The sequence below is a fragment of the Streptomyces sp. NPDC002884 genome (assembly GCF_040295245.1).
Lineage (GTDB): Bacteria > Actinomycetota > Actinomycetes > Streptomycetales > Streptomycetaceae > Streptomyces.
In genome coordinates, this window is record NZ_JBEOVB010000010.1 from 131,893 (window position 1) to 150,534 (window position 18,642).

An 18,642-nucleotide genomic window follows, 5' to 3' on the forward strand; every position below is an offset into this window, starting at 1 on the left:
CCGACAGACAAGGATCGAACCGGACGGGATGCGACTGGAACAAGCCTCTTTCTCTCTGTTTCTGTTTTTGCTTCGGCGTTTCGGGGCACGGCCGCTGGGCAGCCGCGCTGCAAGGAAGCGAAGGAGCAGCTTCCGTTTTCCGCGAGCTACAGCGAGCGAAGGGCGTGGTGGTGGCCTTCAAAGTGACCGGCGGCGAGCAGGGCGGATGGGCCGTGCTCCATGTGTCGGGCGAGCTGGACCTGGTGACGTCGCCGGTGCTGCGGCAGAAGGTGCACGACGAGGTGGCCGAGGGGCGCCACAGTCTCGTCCTGGATCTCTCCGAGGTGTACTTCTGCGACTCCAGCGGCGTCGGCGTGCTCATCGCCTCGCGCCGCCTCATCCGCTCCTGCCGTGGACGCCTGCGCCTGATACTTCCCGCGCGGGGCGCGGCGGAGGGCTCCCACGTCAACCGGGTGCTGGGCGCGCTGGGCGTCCGCCGCCTCTTCGACGTCTACGGGGACCTCGCGGCCGCCGTGGACGACGGGACGGAACCGCTCTCGGCGTAGGCCCGGGCGAGCCGACGGGGGTCCGCTCCGCTACACCCTCGTCCCGGAATTCTCCCGGTCTTGGCACAGGCGTCGCTTTCCCGCTTCCCGGGAGTCGCCGACGTCGTACGCTCCCTGCCGGAAGCACTACCGGCAGCATCTCCACGCGATGACGTAAGGCGGCCCGAGAAGACATGGTCAGCAGTGAGTACGAACGCAGGATCGCCGCCCGGTTCGCCACCTTCGACCAGGACGGCAACGGCTACATCGACCGCGCGGACTTCGCCGCGGCGGCCAAGGCGCTGCTCGCCGAGTTCGGCACCGCGGCCCGGTCCGACAAGGGGCAGGCGCTGTACGCGGGCGCCGAGGCGTTCTGGCAGGGCATGGCCGGCATCGCCGACCGGGACGGCGACCAGCGCATCACCCGGGACGAGTTCGTGAACGGCGCGGTCAAGCGCCTGCGCGACAACCCGGAGCGGTTCGCCGAGATCGCCCGCCCCTTCCTGCACGCGGCCCTGGACATCGCCGACGGCGACGGTGACGGCCGGGCCACGGTCGCGGACACCGTACGGGTGCTCAGCGCGCTCGGAGCGCCCGAAGAGGTCGCCCGGGGGGCCGCCGCCGTCCTCGACGCCGACGCGGACGGCAAGGTCGGCGAGGCCGAGATCGTCCCCGCCTTCGCCCGCTACTTCACCGTCGCCGAGTAGCGCGCGGCCGACCGGCACGCAGCGGACAGGCACGCGGCCGCCTGGCACGCGGCGGACCGGCAGTCGCCCGTGCAGCGCTCACCCGGGCAGTGGCCGCCCGTGCAGCGTTCACCCGCGCAGTGGTCGCCCGTGCAGCGCTCACCCGGGCAGTGGCCGTCCGAGCGGCAGTCGTCCGAGCGGTGCTCATCGGGAGAAGCGCTCGCGCAGCTTGTACTTCAGTACCTTGCGCAGGGTCTCGTTGCGCGGCAGGGCGTCGACCACCTCCAGCCGCTCCGGCAGTTTGTGGACCGACAGTCCGCCCGCGCGCAGGTACGAGGTCATCGCCCCGAGCGTCAACGGCTCCCCCGACCCCGGCGCCGGTTCCACCACCGCGCACACCAGCTCCCCGCGCTCCGCGTCGGGCAGGCCGACCACGGCCACGTCCCCGACGGCCGGGTGGGCGGCGAGCAGGTCCTCGATCTCCTTGGCCGACACGTTCTCCCCCTTGCGGATGATCACGTCCTTCAGCCGCCCGGTGAGGACCAGGTGTCCGCTGTCGGTCACGTGCCCCAGGTCGCCGGTGCGCAGGAACCCCTCCGTGTCGAAGGCCTCGGCCGTCTGGGCGGGATCCAGGTATCCCTGGCACACGGCCTCCCCGCGCAGCCGCACCTCGCCCTCCACCACGCGTATCCGCATGCCCTGCGGTGGCCGGCCCTCCGTCGTCGCGAGGTTCTCCGCGGTGTCGTCCGGCGCCCCCATGGTGATCATCGGCACCTCGGTCATCCCGTACCCGTGGGTCAGCTGCACCCCCATCTCGCGCACGACGGAGTGGTACACCTCGGGCGGCTTGGGCGCTCCGCCGCCCGCGAGCAGCCGCAGCGAGGGGATCAGGGGCGTGTCCGGCCGCTTGCGCTGCTCGGCGAGGAACATCGAGTAGAACGCCGTCGAGCCGCCCGCGACCGTCACGCCGTGCCGTCGGTAGTCCTCCAGCGCGTCCGGCAGCGCGAAGTGCTCGAACATCACCGCGGGGAAGCCGTAGAGCAGCAGCATGACGGTGTAGTCGGGGCCGGCGATGTGGGCGTACGGGAACGCCATCGAGCCGACGTCGTCCGCGGTGAGGCGCAGCGCGTGGGCGAGGCAGGAGCCGCCCGCGATCAGGGAACGGTCGGTGTGCAGCACGCCCTTGGGGTCGGAGGTGGTGCCCGAGGTCCAGTAGATCCAGCGCACCGAGGTGCCCTCGGCGGGCGGCGGCGGAAGCACGGCCGGGTCCCCTTCCGGCAGCTCGTCGTACGCCTCGAAGACGCCCTTCGCGCCCAGCCGCCGTGCCATCTCGGCATGGTCGAAGCCCCGCCAGACGCCGGGCACCGCGAAGAACTCCGCCTTCGACTCGCGCAGCGCGAAGCCGACCTCGCGGTCGCGGTAGAAGGGGATGACGGGCGACTGCACGGCCCCCAGGCGGGCCAGCGCGAAGGACAGGACGGCCGTCTCCAGGCGGGTCGGCAGCTGCCAGGCGACGACCGTGCCGGGGCGTACGCCCATGTCGTGCAGCCCGGCCGCGACCCGCTCGGCGCGCTCGCGCAGCTCGCCGAAGGTCAGCGCCCGGTCGTCCTGGAGGAGGACCCGGCGGCCGGGGGTGCGGTCGGCGCGGCGGGCGAGCAGGTCCCAGAGGGTGCGGGACGCGCTCAGCTCGTGGGCGGTGGCGGTGGCGGTGTCGTTCACGTCGGCCCCCTGGCTTAACTGACGGGCTGTCAGATTTTGGGCAGAGCGTAGGGCTGGTCGCCTTGTCGGTCCAGGGGGCGGGGGCTAGCCTGCTGGGGAGAGTCAATCTGACGGGTCATCAGATAGCCGTGGGGCGGCGGGCCGGACAACAGGCCTGCCGCACGACCGCACGGCGGGCCGGACGGCCGCACGGCGGGCCGGACGGCCGGTCGGGACGGCCCATCGGACAAGCGCACCGGACACGTCCATCGGACAACTGGCGTTCCGCCAGGCGGAGGGGAAGCCATGAGCACCGAACTGCCGCGCATCGTCAGCGTCGACGACCATGTGATCGAGCCCGCGCACCTCTTCGCGACCTGGCTGCCGCAGAAGTACCGGGACCGGGGGCCGCAGCCCCTCACCGCCGGGATCGGCGAGCTCGCCTACGTCGCCGGGAAGTACCAGATCACGATGGACCCGGACGGCCAGCCCACCGACTGGTGGATCTACGAGGACCTGAAGTTCCCGTACAAGCGCAACATCGCCGCCGTCGGCTTCGACCGGGACGAGATGACGCTGGAGGGCATCACCCGGGAGCAGATGCGGCGCGGCTGCTGGGACCCGAAGGCCCGGCTGGCGGACATGGACCTCAACCATGTCGAGGCCTCCCTCTGCTTCCCCTCCTTCCCCCGCTTCTGCGGACAGACCTTCGCCGAGGCGCACGACAAGGAGGTCGCGCTGGCCTGTGTGCGGGCCTACAACGACTGGATGGTCGAGGAGTGGTGCGGGGACAGCGGCGGGCGGCTCATCCCGCTCTGCCTGATCCCGCTGTGGGACATCGACCTGGCGGTCGCCGAGATCCGGCGCAACGCGGCCCGCGGGGTGCGCGCGGTGACCTTCTCCGAGATCCCCAGCCACCTCGGGCTGCCGTCGATCCACTCGGGCTACTGGGACCCGTTCTTCGCGGTGTGCGAGGAGACCGGGACGGTCGTCAACATGCACATCGGTTCGTCCTCGCAGATGCCGGCCGCCTCGCCGGACGCGCCGCCGGCCGTCCAGGCGTCCCTTTCGTTCAACAACGCGATGGCCTCGATGATGGACTTCCTCTTCAGCGGGGTGCTGGTGAAGTTCCCGCGCCTGAAACTCGCCTACTCCGAGGGTCAGATGGGCTGGATCCCGTACGCCCTGGAGCGCGCCGACGACGTCTGGGAGGAGCACCGCGCGTGGGGCGGGGTCAGGGACGTCATCCCCGAGCCGCCGTCCACGTACTACTACCGGCAGATCTTCTGCTGCTTCTTCCGCGACAAGCACGGGGTCGCGTCCCTGGACGTCGTGGGGCGCGACAACGCGACCTTCGAGACCGACTACCCGCACGTCGACTCGACCTTCCCGCATACCAAGGAGGTCGCCCTCGACCACGTCAAGGGCCTCGACGACGAGACGGTCTACAAGCTCATGCGGGGCAACGCGATCCGCATGCTGGACCTGGACCTCGACAAGTAGCCGGGACGGGGATCAGGACCATGGACCTCGCGGACAGCCCCGAGGACGCGGAGTTCCGGGCCCGGCTGCGCGAATGGCTCGGCAAGGTGCTGCCCACGCTCCCGCCGAAGCCGTCCCCGGACGACTGGCCGGGCCGCCGCGCCCACGACCTCGGCTGGCAGCGGATGCTGTACGACGCCGGGTACGCCGACGTGCACTGGCAGGCCTCGCCGGGCATCCGCCTGATCTTCCTGGAGGAGACGGAGAAGGCGGGCGCGCCCTATGTGGGGGCCGGTTTCGTCGGGCTGCTGCACGCCGGGCCGACCATCGCCGCCGAGGGAACGGCCGCACAGCGGGCACGCTGGCTGCCGCCCATCCTGCGCGGCGAGGAGGTGTGGTGCCAGGGCTTCAGCGAGCCCGACGCCGGGTCGGACCTCGCGGCGCTGCGCACGCGCGCGTGGCGCGACGGCGACGACTACGTGGTGAGCGGGTCCAAGATCTGGACCTCGCACGCGGAGGTCGCCGACTGGTGCGAACTCCTGGTCCGTACGGATCCGGGGGCGCCGAAGCACAAGGGCATCACCTGGCTGGCCATGCCCATGGACGCCCCGGGCATCACCGTACGGCCGCTGCGCACCCTCGCCGGATCCGCCGAGTTCGCCGAGGTGTTCCTCGACGAGGTGCGGGTGCCGGTCGGCCATCGGGTGGGGGAGGAGAACGACGGCTGGCGGGTGACCATGGTGACGCTGTCGTTCGAGCGCGGGACCGCCTTCGTGGGCGAGGTCGTCGCCTGCCGGCGCGTGCTGGGCGAACTCGCCGTGGAGGCACGGAGGAACGGTCGCTGGGACGATCCCGCCCTGCGGCGGCGGCTGGGCGCCCTCAACGCCGGGTTCCGGGCGCTCTGGCGGCTGACGCAGTGGAACGTGAGCGAGGCGGAGGCCAAGGGCGGCCTGCCGGGCGTCGGGGGTTCGGTTTTCAAACTGAGGTACTCGCAGGCCCGCCAGGAGCTGTACGACACGGCCGCCGACGTCCTGGGCGACGAGTCCCTCGACGCCGACCGTCCGTGGGTCCACGACCGGCTGTCCTCCCTCTCGTACACCATCGCGGCCGGAACCTCCCAGATCCAGCGGAACATCGTGGCCGAACGGATCCTGGGCCTGCCGAAGGGGCGGTGAACTCTCCGACATGCGTTTTCGACTGACGCAGGACCAGCGGGCGCTGCGTGACGGGATGCGGGAGCTGGTGGCGCGCCGCTTCGACCGGGCGGCGCTGCGGGCCGCGGTGGACCGGCCGGGGCGGCTGGACCGGGCGCTCTGGCGGGAGCTGGGGGCGGCCGGGTTCTTCGCGCTGCGGCTGCCTGAGGCGGACGGCGGGGTCGGACTCGGGCTGCCCGAGACCGTGTTGGCGTTCGAGGAGGCCGGTCGGGCCCTGCTGCCGGGACCGCTGGTGGCCACCCACCTCGCGGCGGGCCGTGTGCCCGGCGCGGCCGACGGGGAGACGGTCGTGGCGGCCGTGGACGGCGGCGGGCTGGTGGAGTGGCTGACGGAGGCGGACGTCGTGTGCGGGGAGACGGGCGGGGCCGTGCCGCTGCGGTCGGTGGACCCGCTGACACCGCTGCACCGGGTTCCGGGCGCCTCGGCGGCCGCCGATCCCGTCGCCGTCCTCCTCACCGCGGCCGAGCAGCTCGGCACGGCCACGCGCGCGTGCGAGCTGGCCGTGCAACACGCCCGGGCGCGCGAACAGTTCGGACAGCCGATCGGCGCCTTCCAGGCGGTCAAGCATCTGTGCGCGGAACTGCTGGTGCGGGTCGAGGTGGCCCGCGCGGCGGTCTACGCGGCCGCCGTCACCGCCGACCCGGCCGACATCGCGGCCGCCCGGCTGCTCGCCGACGAGGCCGCCGTGCGCGGCGCGCGCGACTGCCTCCAGGTGCACGGCGGCATGGGCTTCACCTGGGAGGCGGACGTACATCTGCTGCTCAAGCGGGCCTGGCTGCGCACCCGGCGTGCGGGCGGCGGCACGGAGGGTGAGGAGCTGCTCGCGGCCGATCTGCTGTCCGGGGCGGGCCGTTAGCGGCGCCTGCCTGCGCCGAAGGCGGGGGCGGCGCGTCGACGGCCGTACGGGTGTCGCGGATTGTGGCATACCGGAATCACGGAGCGTTGATACCGGGTTGTGTCCGATGCGTGACCCGTCACGGCCCGGAGTCGGCGGGCCTCTCCGGTACCTTCTGTGGGATGCGAGTGGTTCCGAGCATGAGCCATGCCGGCGGTGCCCCTGGGGCGGTGTCGGATCCGGCGGTGCGCGCCGCCGCTCGCAGGGCGGACGGGCCTCTCGGGCCCGCCTGTTCGACTCCCCGCAACGAGCGTCGCACAGTATGCCGCACGGGTACTCCTTCGCGCTGGAATATGCCCGAAGCGCTTGTTGAGGTGACTGTATGTCAACCAAGCTGTCTCGTAAGGGATTCACGTTCCGTCACCCTGCCTCTGGCTGTTGTTCTGGCCATGCAGAAAATGGCTACGATCGTGGCCCCCGTCGTCATGGTGCACACGCGGCTCGCGTGGCTTGCGTGGCGCACGGCCATGTGTCCGCCGGTTCGGATGGTGTGAGCGGTGCAGGTGCTTCAAGTGCAGCTGGAGATCCGGCCCGACCCCGCTGAGGTGGGGCGCGCCCGCAGGTGGGCCCGCTCGCGCCTCGCCGGGTCCGGGATAGGGGACGAGGAGCCGCTCGCCGAGACGCTGATCCTGCTCGTCTCCGAACTGGTCACCAACGCCGTGGTGCACACCGGCTGTCCGGCCGTGCTGCGGCTCTCCCTGCCGGGCGGGACGGCCGAGCCGTCCACCGTCCGCCTGGAGGTCGCCGACACCAGTGACCGGGCGCCCGTGCCCCGGTGCGCGGGCGACGAGGCGACCGGCGGCCGTGGTCTGGCCCTGGTCGACGGCCTCGCGGACCGCTGGGGCTGGAGCGTCGAGGGTGCGGGCAAGCGCATCTGGTGCGAACTGGACCGCTGTGCGCAGGCGGGTGAGGCCGAGGCGGACCACGGCGGCACGGAGGAGTGCCGGGGTGCGGTCCCCGCGGAGTCCGAGCCGGCTTACGGAGGACTCGCGTACGAGGTCGTCTGAGCGCCGGCCGAGTGGCGGCCGAGCGGCAGGCGACCGGTGACGCGACCGGCGACGGTGCCGACCGGATGCCGGCCGGGTGGCGGGCCGGGTGGGCGGCGGGCGAGGGCGCACGGGCGCGGAGCGGCCCGCGACTCGCGGTGCACGGGCGCAGAAAGCGCTGTCGCGAACCGTCCGGGTCGGCTTCGGTGCGCCCGGCTGTGCTTCCGTGCGCGCCCACCACAAAGGGGGCTTAAGTAATAAATCGCCGTCCAGGTGTTGACGCGACGTGTCCGTTTGATCACGCTTGTGGTCAGCGATTCGCCGAGAGGGGACGACGAGGGCTTCGGTGACGGAGGCTCTCGCCGAGTGCGGGTCGTGATTCGGCGCCGGCTCCCTCAGGGCCGAGGGGAGTCGGTGGGGGTCCCTCCCGCTCGGGCGATGCCGGGAGTGGGGGAGGGTGCGCCGGAGTCGGATGGCGGTGCGCGGTGCCGTGCTCGGGGCGGGCAGCCGCGCGCCGCCAGCCGACGTGAGGGGTGCGCCCGTTCCTACAGCACCGCCACGGGGGCCACCGGGGTGCCCGTGGCGCCGACGAACGGCTCGGGCATCGCCGAGAGCAGGAACGCGTAGCGGCCCGTTTGTCCACAGGCTGTGGACAACTCTTCGAGATTCCAGTTCTGGCCCTGGAGCATCCCCATCTCCACCAGGTCCAGCGCGTGCACCGGCAGCCACAGGTCGTCGATCTCGGGCGGGAAGATCTCGAACGTGAGGGTGTCGTTGGCGACCGCCGCCACATCGCGCGCGTGGAACCACTCCGGCGTACGGACCGAGAGGCCCGGTGACGGATAGCCGTACCCCTGCTTGTCGCCGGCCAGATAGACCTGTACCTGCCCGGTGCGCACGAGCACGATGTCGCCGGCGCGCACCCGGACGCCGGCCAGTTCCTCGGCCGCCGTCAGGTCCTCCGGGGTGACCGCGTGCCCGCCCTCCAGCCGGTCGACGCCACGCGCGCGTGCCACGTCGAGAAGGACCCCGCGCGAGACGACGTGCCGGGCCTTGTCGATGCCGCTGAACTCGGCGCCCCCGTGCGGGGTGACGGTGGTGGCCGGACGGCCGTTGTAGAGCTTCCCCGAGTGCGAGACATGGGTCAGCGCGTCCCAGTGGGTGCCGGCCTGCAGGCCCATGGTCACGGCGTCGTCGCTGCACGCCACCGTGCCCGGGCCGAAGATCTCCTGGTTGATCTGCACCATGGCGTGCAGGGGGTTGACCCGCCCCGGGATCATTCCCGTCTGTACGCCGTCCTCCCGCAGGGGCAGCGCGAGCGGGACGCGGCGGCCGGTGCGGACCTCGGCGGCGGCCGCGCGGACGACGTCGTCGGTGATGAGGTTCAGGGTGCCGATCTCGTCGTCGGCCCCCCAGCGCCCCCAGTTGTTGACGCGCTTGGCGATGTCGTGGAACTCGACCGGCAGTGTCATTCCGTGCCTCCCCGGGGCTTGTCCCCGACCGACGGACGGGTCAATGTAGACCTCGAATCTCAAATCTAACGGTCCGTCAGAAACTGTGGGAGGGGGCCGGACGTGGGGAACTTCCTGACCGGCAAGGTCGTCGCCGTCACGGGGGCGGGACGAGGCATAGGGCGGGCGGTGGCGCTCGCGGCCGCGGCCGAGGGCGCGCGGGTCGTCGTCAACGACTACGGGGTCTCGGTGGACGGCGCCTCACCCACCAGCGAGGTCGCCGAGTCCGTCGTCAAGGAGATCGAGGCGGCGGGCGGGGAGGCGGTCGCCGTCGGCGACGACATCTCGACGATGGCCGGCGGACAGCGGGTCGTCGACACCGCGCTGACGTCGTACGGACGGCTCGACGGGGTCGTGTGCGTCGCCGGGATCCTGCGGGAGCGGATGCTGTTCAACATGTCCGAGGCGGAGTGGGACCCGGTCGTCGCCACCCATCTCAAGGGCACGTTCACCGTGTTCCGGGCCGCGTCGGCCGTGATGCGCGGGCAGCGCTCCGGCACGCTGATCGGCTTCACCAGCGGCAACCACCAGGGCTCGGTCTCGCAGGCCAACTACAGCGCCGCCAAGGGCGGGATCATCTCGCTGGTACGCAGCGCGGCGCTGGGGCTGCACAAGTACGGGGTGACCGCCAACGCGGTGGCCCCCGTGGCCCGTACCCGGATGTCCGCGGGCGTGCCCATGGAGTTGGCGGAGATCGGTGAACCCGAGGACGTGGCCGCGTTCGTGGTGTACCTGCTGTCGGACCGGGCGCGGGACGCGAGGGTCACCGGGCAGGTGTACACCGTCGCGGGGCCGAAGATCGCGGTGTGGGCGCAGCCGGGCGAACTGCGTTCGGCCTACGCGGAGGGCGGCTCCTGGACGCCGGAGCGGATCGCGGAGGTGCTGCCGGGGACGGTGGGGGTGGACCCGATGCCGATGCTGGCCCGGCTGGAGGAGATGGAACGGGCCGCGCGGGACGGGGGCCGGCCCAACGCCCGGTAGCCCGGGGGCGTGCGCGGTTCGGCGGCTGCGGGCGCGTCGTGGTTGTTCGCGCAGTTCCCCGCGCCCCTGAGGCGGGGGCGGCCGCGCCTTCTCTAGGAGGTCAGCGTGGATTTCGGTTTTGCGTCGGCGGACGACTCGTTCCGCGCGGAAGTGCGTGGCTGGCTCGACACGCACGTTCCGCACGCCTGCGACCGGCGTTCCTGGGAGCGCACCCTCGGGGCGGCCGGGTGGATCGGGCTCGGGTGGGCCGAGGGCGGGTACGGCAATCGGGTCGGCGGTCTCACCCAGCAGGTCGCCTGGGCCGAGGAGTACGCGCGGTCGGGAGCCCCGGCCCGCTCCGGGCACATCGGGGAGAACCTGCTCGCGCCGACCCTCCTCGCGCACGGCACGGCGGAGCAGAAGGCGCGCTTCCTGCCGCCGATCGCCACCGGCACCGAGCTGTGGTGCCAGGGGTACAGCGAGCCGGACGCGGGATCCGACCTGGCCGGAGTCCGTACGAAAGCCGAACTCGCCCCCGACGGAGGGTCGTACCGCGTCACCGGGCAGAAGATCTGGACCTCGCTCGCCCAGGAGGCCGACTGGTGTTTCGTGCTCGCCCGTACCGATCCGGCGTCCCGGCGGCACCACGGACTGACCTTCCTCCTCGTCCCCATGGACCAGCCGGGACGGATCGAGGTACGGCCCATCCGGCAGCTGACCGGCACGAGCGACTTCAACGAGGTCTTCTTCGACGGGGCGCACGCGCGCGTGGAGCACGCCGTCGGCGCGGCGGGCGACGGCTGGCGGGTGGCGATGAGCCTCCTCGGCTTCGAACGCGGGGTGTCGACCCTCGCCCAGCAGATCGGCTTCGCCCAGGAACTGGAACGGGTCGTGCGTACGGCGGTGCGGACGGGCGCGGCCGACGACCCCGTCGTACGCGAGCGGCTGGTGCGGCTGTGGGCCGAGCTGCGCACCATGCGGTGGAACGCGCTGCGGACGCTGGGAGGCTCCGGCGGGCCGGGCGCGCCCAGCGTGGCGAAACTGCTGTGGGCGGGCTGGCATCAGCGGCTGGGGGAGGCGGCGGTACAGGTGCGGGGGGCGGCGGCGAGCGCCGGCCCCGCGGACTGGTCGCCGTCCTCGCCGTACGAACTCGACGACGCGCAGCACCTGTTCCTGTTCTCCCGGGCCGACACGATCTACGGCGGCTCGGACCAGATCCAGCGCACGATCATCGCCGAGCGGGTGCTCGGCCTGCCCAGGCAGCCCAAGGGATAGCGGACCGGACGGAGGGGACGCGATGCGAGGCGTGGTGTTCGACGGCAAGCGGGCCGAGGTGGTCGACGATCTGGCCGTCCGCGATCCGGGGCCGGGGGAGGTGCTCGTCGCGATCTCGGCGGCCGGGCTGTGCCACAGCGACCTCTCGGTCGTCGACGGGACGATCCCCTTCCCGGCGCCCGTGGTGCTCGGCCATGAGGGCGCGGGGGTCGTCGAGGCGGTCGGCGCGGGGGTCGGTCATGTCGTGCCGGGGGACCATGTCGCGCTGTCCACGCTCGCCAACTGCGGCACCTGCGCGGAGTGCGACCGGGGCCGGCCGACGATGTGCCGGCAGGCCATCGGGCGGCCGCGGAAGCCGTTCACGCGCGCGGGAGGCGCGGTGTACCAGTTCGCGTCCAACTCCGCCTTCGCCGAGCGCACGGTGGTGAAGGCCGTGCAGGCGGTCCGGATCCCGAAGGACATCCCGCTGACGTCCGCCGCGCTGATCGGGTGCGGGGTGCTGACCGGTGTCGGGGCCGTGCTCAACCGCGCGCGGGTCGGACACGGGGAGAGCGTCGTCGTCATCGGGACGGGCGGGATCGGGCTGAACGTGGTGCAGGGCGCGCGGATCGCGGGCGCGTCGCGGATCGTGGCGGTGGACGCGAACCCGGCGAAGGAGGCGGTGGCCCGGCAGTTCGGCGCGACCGACTTCCTGACCTCGGCGGACGCGGTGCGGGAGGTGCTGCCCACGGGCGCGGACCACGCCTTCGAGTGCGTCGGCCGCATCGGGTTGATCCGGCAGGCGATCGACCTGCTGGACCGGCACGGCCAGGCGGTGCTCCTCGGGGTCCCGCCGGCCACCGCCGAGGCGTCCTTCCTGGTCTCGTCGATGTACCTGGACAAGTCGATCCTGGGCTGCCGGTACGGCTCCTCGCGCCCGCAGCGGGACATCGCGCTGTACGCCGAGCTGTACCGGGCCGGCCGGCTGCTCCTCGACGAACTGGTCACGGACACCTACCCGGTGGAGGACTTCGCGAAGGCGGCCGCCGACGCGGAGGCGGGGAGGGTGGCGCGGGCGGTGCTCACCTTCTGACCGGACAGCCCGTGAGCCGGACGGGAAGAGCCGCGGGCCGGCCGGCCGCAAGAGCCGCGGGCCGGCCGTGAGCCGTGGGCCTGTTGTGAAGCCGCGGGCCTGCCGTCAGGGCCGTGGGCCTGTTGTGCGAGCCGTGGGCCGGCCGGGAAGCCGTCCGGCTGCCCGGAAAACCCGTGGGGCGGTACCGGTGCCGCCCCCTACGGTCCTCGCATGACCTACCGCGACGTCGCCTCCCGCCAGGTCCTGATCTGGTGCTGCACCGCAGTCGGCGCCCGTATGCCCGTCGCCATGGCGCCGCTGGCGCTGGTGTTCCTGGTGCGGGAGCGCCCCGGCGGCTACTCGCTGGGCGCGATCCTCGCGGCGGCCTACGTCGTCGGTGAGATCGTGGGCGCCCCCGTCCTCGGGATGCGGCTGCGCCCCGGGCGCGCCCGGGCCCACCTGGCCGTCGGGCTGGTGGCCGGGGCCGCGGGATTCGCGGGGCTCGGGGCCTTCCCGGCGGCGCACCCGGCGGTCCTCGGCGGGTGCGCGGTCGTGGCCGGGGCCGCCCCGGCCGCCGCCACCGGCGGGCTGCGCACGCTGCTCACCGCGCTGGTTCCGGAGCGAGCCGCGGCCCAGGCGCTGTCCGTCGAGTCGATGCTGACGGCCGGGGTGTGGGCCGTCTCCCCGGCGGCGGTCGCCGGTCTGGCCCTCGGTGTCGCGCCGCGCGTCCCGCTGCTCCTCGCGGCCGTCCTGATGGCCTCGTCGGTGGCGTGCCTGCGGTTCCTCCCGGCGGCCTGGGGAGCTCACGGCACGGGTGACGCGGGTGACGCGGGGGGCCCGGGTGGCCCGCGGGGCGAGGACCGCGCGGGCGTGCCACCGCTGCGGGTCCTGACCGGCGCCTGGCCGGTGTACGTGACCGGCGCGGCCAGCCTCACCCTGCTCGGGCTCGCCGAACTCGTCCTGCCCGCCCTGCTCGAACAGCGGGGCGTCGGCGTCGGCTGGTCCGGTCCGCTGCTGACCGGGATGGCGGTCGGCGGGGGGCTCGGCGCGTTCGCCTACGGCCTTCGGGCGTGGCCGGGACGGCTGCACATCCGCAGCGTGGTGCTGATGGCGGGGACGTCGGTCTGTGTGACGCTCGCCGCGCTGACCCCTGCCGCGGTGGGGATCGCGGCGGCGCTGGCCGTGGGAGGCGTTCTGCAGTCCGCCGCGATGCTCACCCGCAACCTGTCCCTGCGCGAGGCGCTGCCGCCGCACGCCCTGGCCGCGGGCTACTCCGTCATGTACGCGGCCGCGGGAGCGGGTTACGCGGCGACGGGCTCCCTCGCCGGCGCCCTGCTGAAGGTGGTCGCCCCGTCGACGGCGATCCTGGCCGGGGTGGGGGTGACCCTGCTTCTCACGGCGGTCGGCTGGTGGGGTGAGGCGCGCACCGCCGGGCGGTCACCCCAGGGCGGCGTCGACAGCGTCGTGACCACCGCTCCCGCCGCTCCCGCCGGTCCTGGGGCGGACGGTGCGGAAGGTGCGGCGGTACGCGGTCGGCGTGACCCCGAGGGCCGCCTGTAGGTGCTGCCGCATCGACTGGGCGGTGCCGAAACCGGCGTCCCGGGCGATCCGGTCGACGGAGCGGTCGCTGGACTCCAGCAGGTGCCGGGCCCGCTCGACCCGCTGCTGGGTGAGCCACTGGCCGGGGCTGATGCCCACCTCCTCACGGAAGCGGCGGGTGAACGTCCGTACCGACATGGCCTCCTGCTCGGCCATGTCGCGCAGTTGGATCGGCTCGTGGAGGCGGCCGAGCGCCCATGCGCGGGCGGCGGTCGTGGTCGCCTGCTGCGGGTCCGGCACGGGGCGTTCGATGTACTGCGCCTGGCCGCCGTCGCGGTGCGGCGGCACGACGGTACGGCGGGCCACCTCGTTGGCGACCGCGGCCCCGTGGTCACGGCGCAGGAGATGGAGGCAGAGGTCGATCCCGGCCGCCACACCGGCGGAGGTGAGGACGTCGCCGTCGTCGATGAAGAGCACGTCGGCGTCGACCCGGATTTTCGGGAAGAGCCGCTGGAAGTGCTCGGCGTGCATCCAGTGCGTGGTGGCCGGGCGGCCGTCCAGGTAGCCCGCGGCGGCGAGGACGTATCCGCCGGTGCAGATCGAGACGAGACGGGTGCCGGGGCGGAGGAGGGCCAGGGCGGCGGCCAGTTCGGGGGTGAGCACGCCCTCCTCGTAGACGGGGCCCAGCTCGTAGGAGGTGGGGACGACCACGGTGTCGGCGGTGGCCAGCGCCTCGGGGCCGTTGCCGACCAGGACGGCGTAGTCGGCGTCCGTCTCGACGGGGCCCGGCGGCCGGACGGAGCAGGTGACGACGTCGTACAGGCGGCGGCCCGCCGCGTCGCGCGCCTTGCCGAAGATGCGCTGCGGAATGCCCAGTTCGAAGGGCATCAGCCCGTCGAGGGCGAGGACGACGACGCGATGGCGGGGGGATGCGTACGGTTCGGCCATGGCCCGATCCTAGCGAATGCTGTCTCTCGGGCCACTCGTCCGGTAGGTTCCGGTATCGGAAGCTCTGTGACGTGACCCAGACAACCGATACTCCGGCGTCCGCCGAGGAACAGAAGCCCGTGTCCGACCGCGCCCCCGGCCGGGTTCTCGGTCGCGTTCTCGGCCGTCGCCGCGGCCGTGTCCATCGCGCCTGGTTCGTCGCCGCCGTCACCTTCGTCACGATCATCGGCGCGGCGGCCTTCCGGTCGCTCCCCGGTCTGCTCATCGATCCGCTGCACCAGGAGTTCGGCTGGTCGCGCGGCACGATCGGCGCGGCGGTCTCGATCAACCTGGCGCTGTACGGCCTCACCGCCCCGTTCGCGGCGGCGCTGATGGACCGCTTCGGCATCCGCCGGGTGGTCGCGGTGGCGCTGACCGTGATCTCGGTCGGCTCGCTCCTGACGGTCTGGATGACGGCGGCCTGGCAGCTGCTGCTGTACTGGGGCCTGCTGGTGGGCCTCGGCTCGGGCTCGATGGCGCTCGCCTTCGCCGCGACGGTCACCAACCGCTGGTTCACCACCCGCCGGGGTCTGGTCAGCGGCATCCTGACCGCGGCCTCCGCCTCCGGCCAGTTGATCTTCCTGCCGCTGCTGTCCTGGCTGGTCACGCGGCACGACTGGCGCCCGGCGGCGGTGACGGTCGCGCTGGCCGCGCTGGCCGTCGTCCCCTTCGTGTGGCTGCTGCTGCGGGACCACCCGGCGGACGTGGGCCAGAAGCCGTACGGCGCGACGGAGTTCGTCCCGAAGCCGGAACCGGTGCGGGGTGCCGCGCGCCGCACGCTGCGGGTCCTCTTCTCGGCGGTCCGCACGGGCCCGTTCTGGCTGCTGGCCGGCACCTTCGCGATCTGCGGCGCCTCCACGAACGGCCTGGTCCAGACCCACTTCGTGCCCGCCGCCCACGACCACGGCATGCCGATCACGGCGGCGGCCTCGCTGCTCGCGGTCATCGGCGTCTTCGACGTGGTCGGCACGATCGCCTCCGGCTGGTTCACCGACCGCTTCGAGCCGCGCCGGCTGCTGGCGGTGTACTACGCGCTGCGGGGCGTCTCGCTGCTGTTCCTGCCGATGCTGCTGGCCCCTTCCGTGCACCCGCCGATGATCTTCTTCATCGTCTTCTACGGCCTCGACTGGGTCGCCACCGTCCCGCCGACCCTGGCGCTGTGCCGCGAGCAGTACGGCGAGGACAGCGCCATCGTCTTCGGCTGGGTCCTGGCCTCCCACCAGGTCGGGGCGGCCCTGGTGGCCTTCCTGGGCGGCATGGCGCGGGACACGTTCGGCTCGTACGACATGGTCTGGTACGCGTCGGGGGCGCTGTGCGCCGCGGCGGCGCTGATGGCGCTGGTGATCCGGCGGCGGCCGGCGGTCCCCGCACCGGTGACCGCCTGAACCGACGGCTGCCGGAGCGGGCGCTGCCGGAGCGGACGGTCGCCTGAAGGGGCGCTGCCCGAGCCGGTGGCGGTCTGCGGCGGCGTTCGTCCGGGCCGGTGAGGCAACGGTGGTTTTGGGTCTCCTTTACGTACCATATGGGCATATTCCGACACGGATGGCTGCGTTCTGCGGCCTCCGTGTCGTCGCTCTGCCCGTCCGCTGCTGTCTGCTGCTCTCTGCCCATGGAGGCGATACGTGACTTCTCTGGCCCGTCGTGGCGTGCTGAAGTGCCTGCCGGTCGCCGCCGGGGCGGTCCTGACCGGCGTGGCGGCGAGTCCGCGAGCGGTGGCGCGACAGGAGGCCGACGAGGCCGAAGCCTCCTTCCCGCAGCCGGAGACCCGCAGGACGCCCCCGCACACGGGGCGGCTGGAGACCCGGCTGACCGTCGGGCTCACCGAGCAGGTGATCCCCGGCGTCGGCACGGTGACCACGCGCACCTACGAGGGGACGATCCCCGGGCCGACGCTGCGGGTGCGGCCGGGGGACTCGCTGGAGATCACCCAGGTCAACGCGCTGCCGCCGAACGCCGGGACGGCGCACGCCGAGGCGGCGCATCAGGACATGAACGTCCCGCACGACTTCAACACCTTCAACCTGCACACCCACGGCATGCACGTGGACCCCGCGGGCGAGGCGGACAACATCTACCGCGCCTTCGAGCCCTCCGACACGCCGGGGGCCACCACCACCCACCGCAGCGTTGTCGACGTCCCGGCGGACCATCCGGCCGGCACCTTCTGGTACCACCCGCACCATCACGGCTCCACGTCGACCCAGCTGCTGAACGGCATGGGGGGCGTCCTCGTCGTCGAGGGGGACGTCGACGAGGTGCCCGAGATCGCCGCCGCCAAGGACGTCGTCGTCTGCATCAACGAGCTCAAACTGTCCGGCGGGCGGGTCCCGGACCTGACCTCGCACGGCGCCTACGAGGGCATCGTCTCGACCTTCCTGGTCAACGGCGTGAAGAATCCGGTGCTGACCATCGCCCCCGGGGAGGTCCAGCGCTGGCGGATCGTCAACGCGGGAGCGATCACCGCTCACTTCCTGAGCCTGCGCGGGCACGAGCTGCACCAGATCGCCTGCGACGGCATCACCTTCATGGAGCCCGTGGCCACCACCGGACTGACGCTGCCGATGGGCGGGCGCGCCGACCTGCTGATCCGCGGAGGCCGGCCCGGTACGTACAAGCTGTCCGGCGGGGGCCCCTCGCAGACCCTGCTGACGCTCGTGGTCACCGGCGAGGCCCGCCCGATGTCACTGCCGACCAGTCTGCCCGGCAGGCCCACCGAGCTGCCCGAGCCCACCCGCACCCGGGCCCTGACGTTCCGCAGCTACGAGAACGTCTTCTCGGGCGCCTTCCCGAACGCCTACCGCATCCTGGGAGACGGCGAGACTCCGCCCGCCGACCCGCTGGCCGGCCGCCGCGATCTCGCCTGGGGCCGTCTCGCGTCCGACTTCGTCAACCAGCGCGTCCGGCTGGGCGAGGTGGAGGAGTGGACGGTCGTCAACGACTCCCACGCCCACAGCCATCACCCCTTCCACCTCCACACCAACCACTTCCTGCTCACCGCCGTCGACAACCGCCGGCTGGCCACGCCGGTCTGGCACGACACCGTCAGCATCCCGCCGAACGGCTCGATCACCTTCCGGCTGCGCGCCGAGGACTTCACCGGCCGCTCCATGCTGCACTGCCACCAGCTCCAGCACGGCGACGAAGGCATGATGCAGATCGTCGACTACGTGCGCTGAGCGGGGGCGCACCGGCCGACGCTCAGAGGAAGCGCCCCCGGTGGAACAGCAGGGGCGGTTCGTCCGCGCCCTCGCCCGTCCCCAGGGCGTTCACCCGGCCCACGACGACGAGGTGGTCGCCGCCCGTGTGGACGGCGTGGACCGCGCAGTCGATCCAGGCGAGGGTGCCGGTGAGGCGGGGCGCCCCCGACACAGGGGCCGCGTCGTGGGCGACACCCGCGAACTTGTCGGTGCCGCTCGCCGCGAAGGCGCGGCACAGACCGGCCTGGCCGGCGCTGAGCACGTTGACGCAGAAGACGCCCGCGCGGGCGATGCGCGGCCAGGTCGTGGACGTGCGGCCGACCATGAAGGCGACCAGGGGCGGATCGAGGGAGAGGGAGGAGAAGGACTGGCAGGCGAAGCCGGCGGGGCCCGCGCTCCCGTCCTCGCCCTCGACGGCCGGCGCCGTCACGACCGTCACGCCCGACGCGAAGCTGCCGAGCACCCGCCGGAACTCGACCGGGTCCACCGGCGCGCGTTCGTCCTCGCGGACACAGCGCAGCTCCGGGCGCGGCAGCGCCTCGACCGGGTGGTCCGCCCTGAGGTAACGGACGGCCGCGGCCGCCATTCCCACATGTCCCATCATGTCTCCCATTGAAACTGACGGCATGTCAGATAG

15 protein-coding genes are annotated in these 18,642 nt (G+C 72.9%); 11 read left to right on the forward strand and 4 right to left on the reverse strand.

Features of this window, described 5'->3' with window-relative positions; translation table 11 throughout:
• Positions 1 to 164 precede the first annotated feature (164 nt).
• Both ABT070_RS21895 and ABT070_RS21900 read left to right on the forward strand, forming a co-directional pair.
• A complete protein-coding gene (locus tag ABT070_RS21895) occupies positions 165 to 545 on the forward strand; it encodes an STAS domain-containing protein (RefSeq protein WP_351763147.1) in 381 nt (126 codons plus the stop codon).
• 173 nt (positions 546 to 718) lie between these two features.
• Positions 719 to 1,231, forward strand: coding sequence for an EF-hand domain-containing protein (locus tag ABT070_RS21900; protein ID WP_351763149.1), 513 nt, complete (start codon positions 719 to 721; stop codon positions 1,229 to 1,231).
• A 183-nt stretch (positions 1,232 to 1,414) separates the two neighbouring features.
• Here ABT070_RS21900 and ABT070_RS21905 read toward each other — a convergent pair whose 3' ends face one another.
• Entirely contained in the window at positions 1,415 to 2,929 is a 1,515-nt protein-coding gene (locus ABT070_RS21905) for a class I adenylate-forming enzyme family protein (RefSeq protein ID WP_351763151.1), read from the reverse strand.
• A 285-nt stretch (positions 2,930 to 3,214) separates the two neighbouring features.
• On the opposite strand from ABT070_RS21905, the gene ABT070_RS21910 reads away from it, so the two are divergent.
• From ABT070_RS21910 to ABT070_RS21925, 4 genes are all read left to right on the forward strand, one after another.
• Complete coding sequence (locus ABT070_RS21910; RefSeq protein WP_351763153.1) at positions 3,215 to 4,411, forward strand: amidohydrolase family protein; 1,197 nt, start codon at positions 3,215 to 3,217, stop codon at positions 4,409 to 4,411.
• A 20-nt stretch (positions 4,412 to 4,431) separates the two neighbouring features.
• Positions 4,432 to 5,565: an acyl-CoA dehydrogenase family protein gene (locus ABT070_RS21915; RefSeq protein WP_351763155.1), complete on the forward strand. Its 1,134-nt coding sequence runs from the start codon at positions 4,432 to 4,434 to the stop codon at positions 5,563 to 5,565.
• A 10-nt stretch (positions 5,566 to 5,575) separates the two neighbouring features.
• Positions 5,576 to 6,460, forward strand: coding sequence for an acyl-CoA dehydrogenase family protein (locus ABT070_RS21920; protein ID WP_351763157.1), 885 nt, complete (start codon positions 5,576 to 5,578; stop codon positions 6,458 to 6,460).
• Positions 6,461 to 7,011: 551 nt separating this feature from the next.
• Positions 7,012 to 7,506, forward strand: a complete 495-nt coding sequence (locus ABT070_RS21925; protein ID WP_351763158.1) for an ATP-binding protein — start codon at positions 7,012 to 7,014, stop codon at positions 7,504 to 7,506.
• A 524-nt stretch (positions 7,507 to 8,030) separates the two neighbouring features.
• Here the strand turns inward: ABT070_RS21925 and ABT070_RS21930 are convergent.
• On the reverse strand, positions 8,031 to 8,957 hold the full coding sequence (locus ABT070_RS21930) for a cyclase family protein (protein WP_351763160.1): 927 nt from the start codon (positions 8,955 to 8,957) through the stop codon (positions 8,031 to 8,033).
• Positions 8,958 to 9,059: 102 nt separating this feature from the next.
• On the opposite strand from ABT070_RS21930, the gene ABT070_RS21935 reads away from it, so the two are divergent.
• The 3 genes from ABT070_RS21935 to ABT070_RS21945 all read left to right on the forward strand — a co-directional run bounded on the left by ABT070_RS21935 (position 9,060) and on the right by ABT070_RS21945 (position 12,303).
• On the forward strand, positions 9,060 to 9,977 hold the full coding sequence (locus ABT070_RS21935) for an SDR family NAD(P)-dependent oxidoreductase (protein ID WP_351763162.1): 918 nt from the start codon (positions 9,060 to 9,062) through the stop codon (positions 9,975 to 9,977).
• A gap of 105 nt (positions 9,978 to 10,082) precedes the next feature.
• Positions 10,083 to 11,231, forward strand: a complete 1,149-nt coding sequence (locus ABT070_RS21940) for an acyl-CoA dehydrogenase family protein (protein ID WP_351763164.1) — start codon at positions 10,083 to 10,085, stop codon at positions 11,229 to 11,231.
• A 22-nt stretch (positions 11,232 to 11,253) separates the two neighbouring features.
• The gene (locus ABT070_RS21945; RefSeq protein WP_351763166.1) at positions 11,254 to 12,303 is read left to right on the forward strand and encodes a Zn-dependent alcohol dehydrogenase; all 1,050 of its coding nucleotides are present in this window, start codon (positions 11,254 to 11,256) and stop codon (positions 12,301 to 12,303) included.
• 1,416 nt (positions 12,304 to 13,719) lie between these two features.
• On the opposite strand, the gene ABT070_RS21955 is transcribed toward ABT070_RS21945, so the two are convergent.
• Positions 13,720 to 14,769 (reverse strand): GlxA family transcriptional regulator, encoded by a 1,050-nt coding sequence (locus ABT070_RS21955; RefSeq protein ID WP_351763168.1) that lies wholly within the window; start codon positions 14,767 to 14,769, stop codon positions 13,720 to 13,722.
• Between the two features lie 71 nt (positions 14,770 to 14,840).
• Here ABT070_RS21955 and ABT070_RS21960 point away from each other — a divergent pair, with 71 nt between their 5' ends.
• Both ABT070_RS21960 and ABT070_RS21965 read left to right on the forward strand, forming a co-directional pair.
• Positions 14,841 to 16,193, forward strand: coding sequence for an MFS transporter (locus ABT070_RS21960; RefSeq protein ID WP_351763170.1), 1,353 nt, complete (start codon positions 14,841 to 14,843; stop codon positions 16,191 to 16,193).
• Between the two features lie 237 nt (positions 16,194 to 16,430).
• On the forward strand, positions 16,431 to 17,984 hold the full coding sequence (locus ABT070_RS21965) for a multicopper oxidase family protein (RefSeq protein ID WP_351763172.1): 1,554 nt from the start codon (positions 16,431 to 16,433) through the stop codon (positions 17,982 to 17,984).
• Between the two features lie 22 nt (positions 17,985 to 18,006).
• Here ABT070_RS21965 and ABT070_RS21970 read toward each other — a convergent pair whose 3' ends face one another.
• The gene (locus ABT070_RS21970) at positions 18,007 to 18,606 is read right to left on the reverse strand and encodes a flavin reductase family protein (protein WP_351763369.1); all 600 of its coding nucleotides are present in this window, start codon (positions 18,604 to 18,606) and stop codon (positions 18,007 to 18,009) included.
• Positions 18,607 to 18,642: the final 36 nt, after the last annotated feature.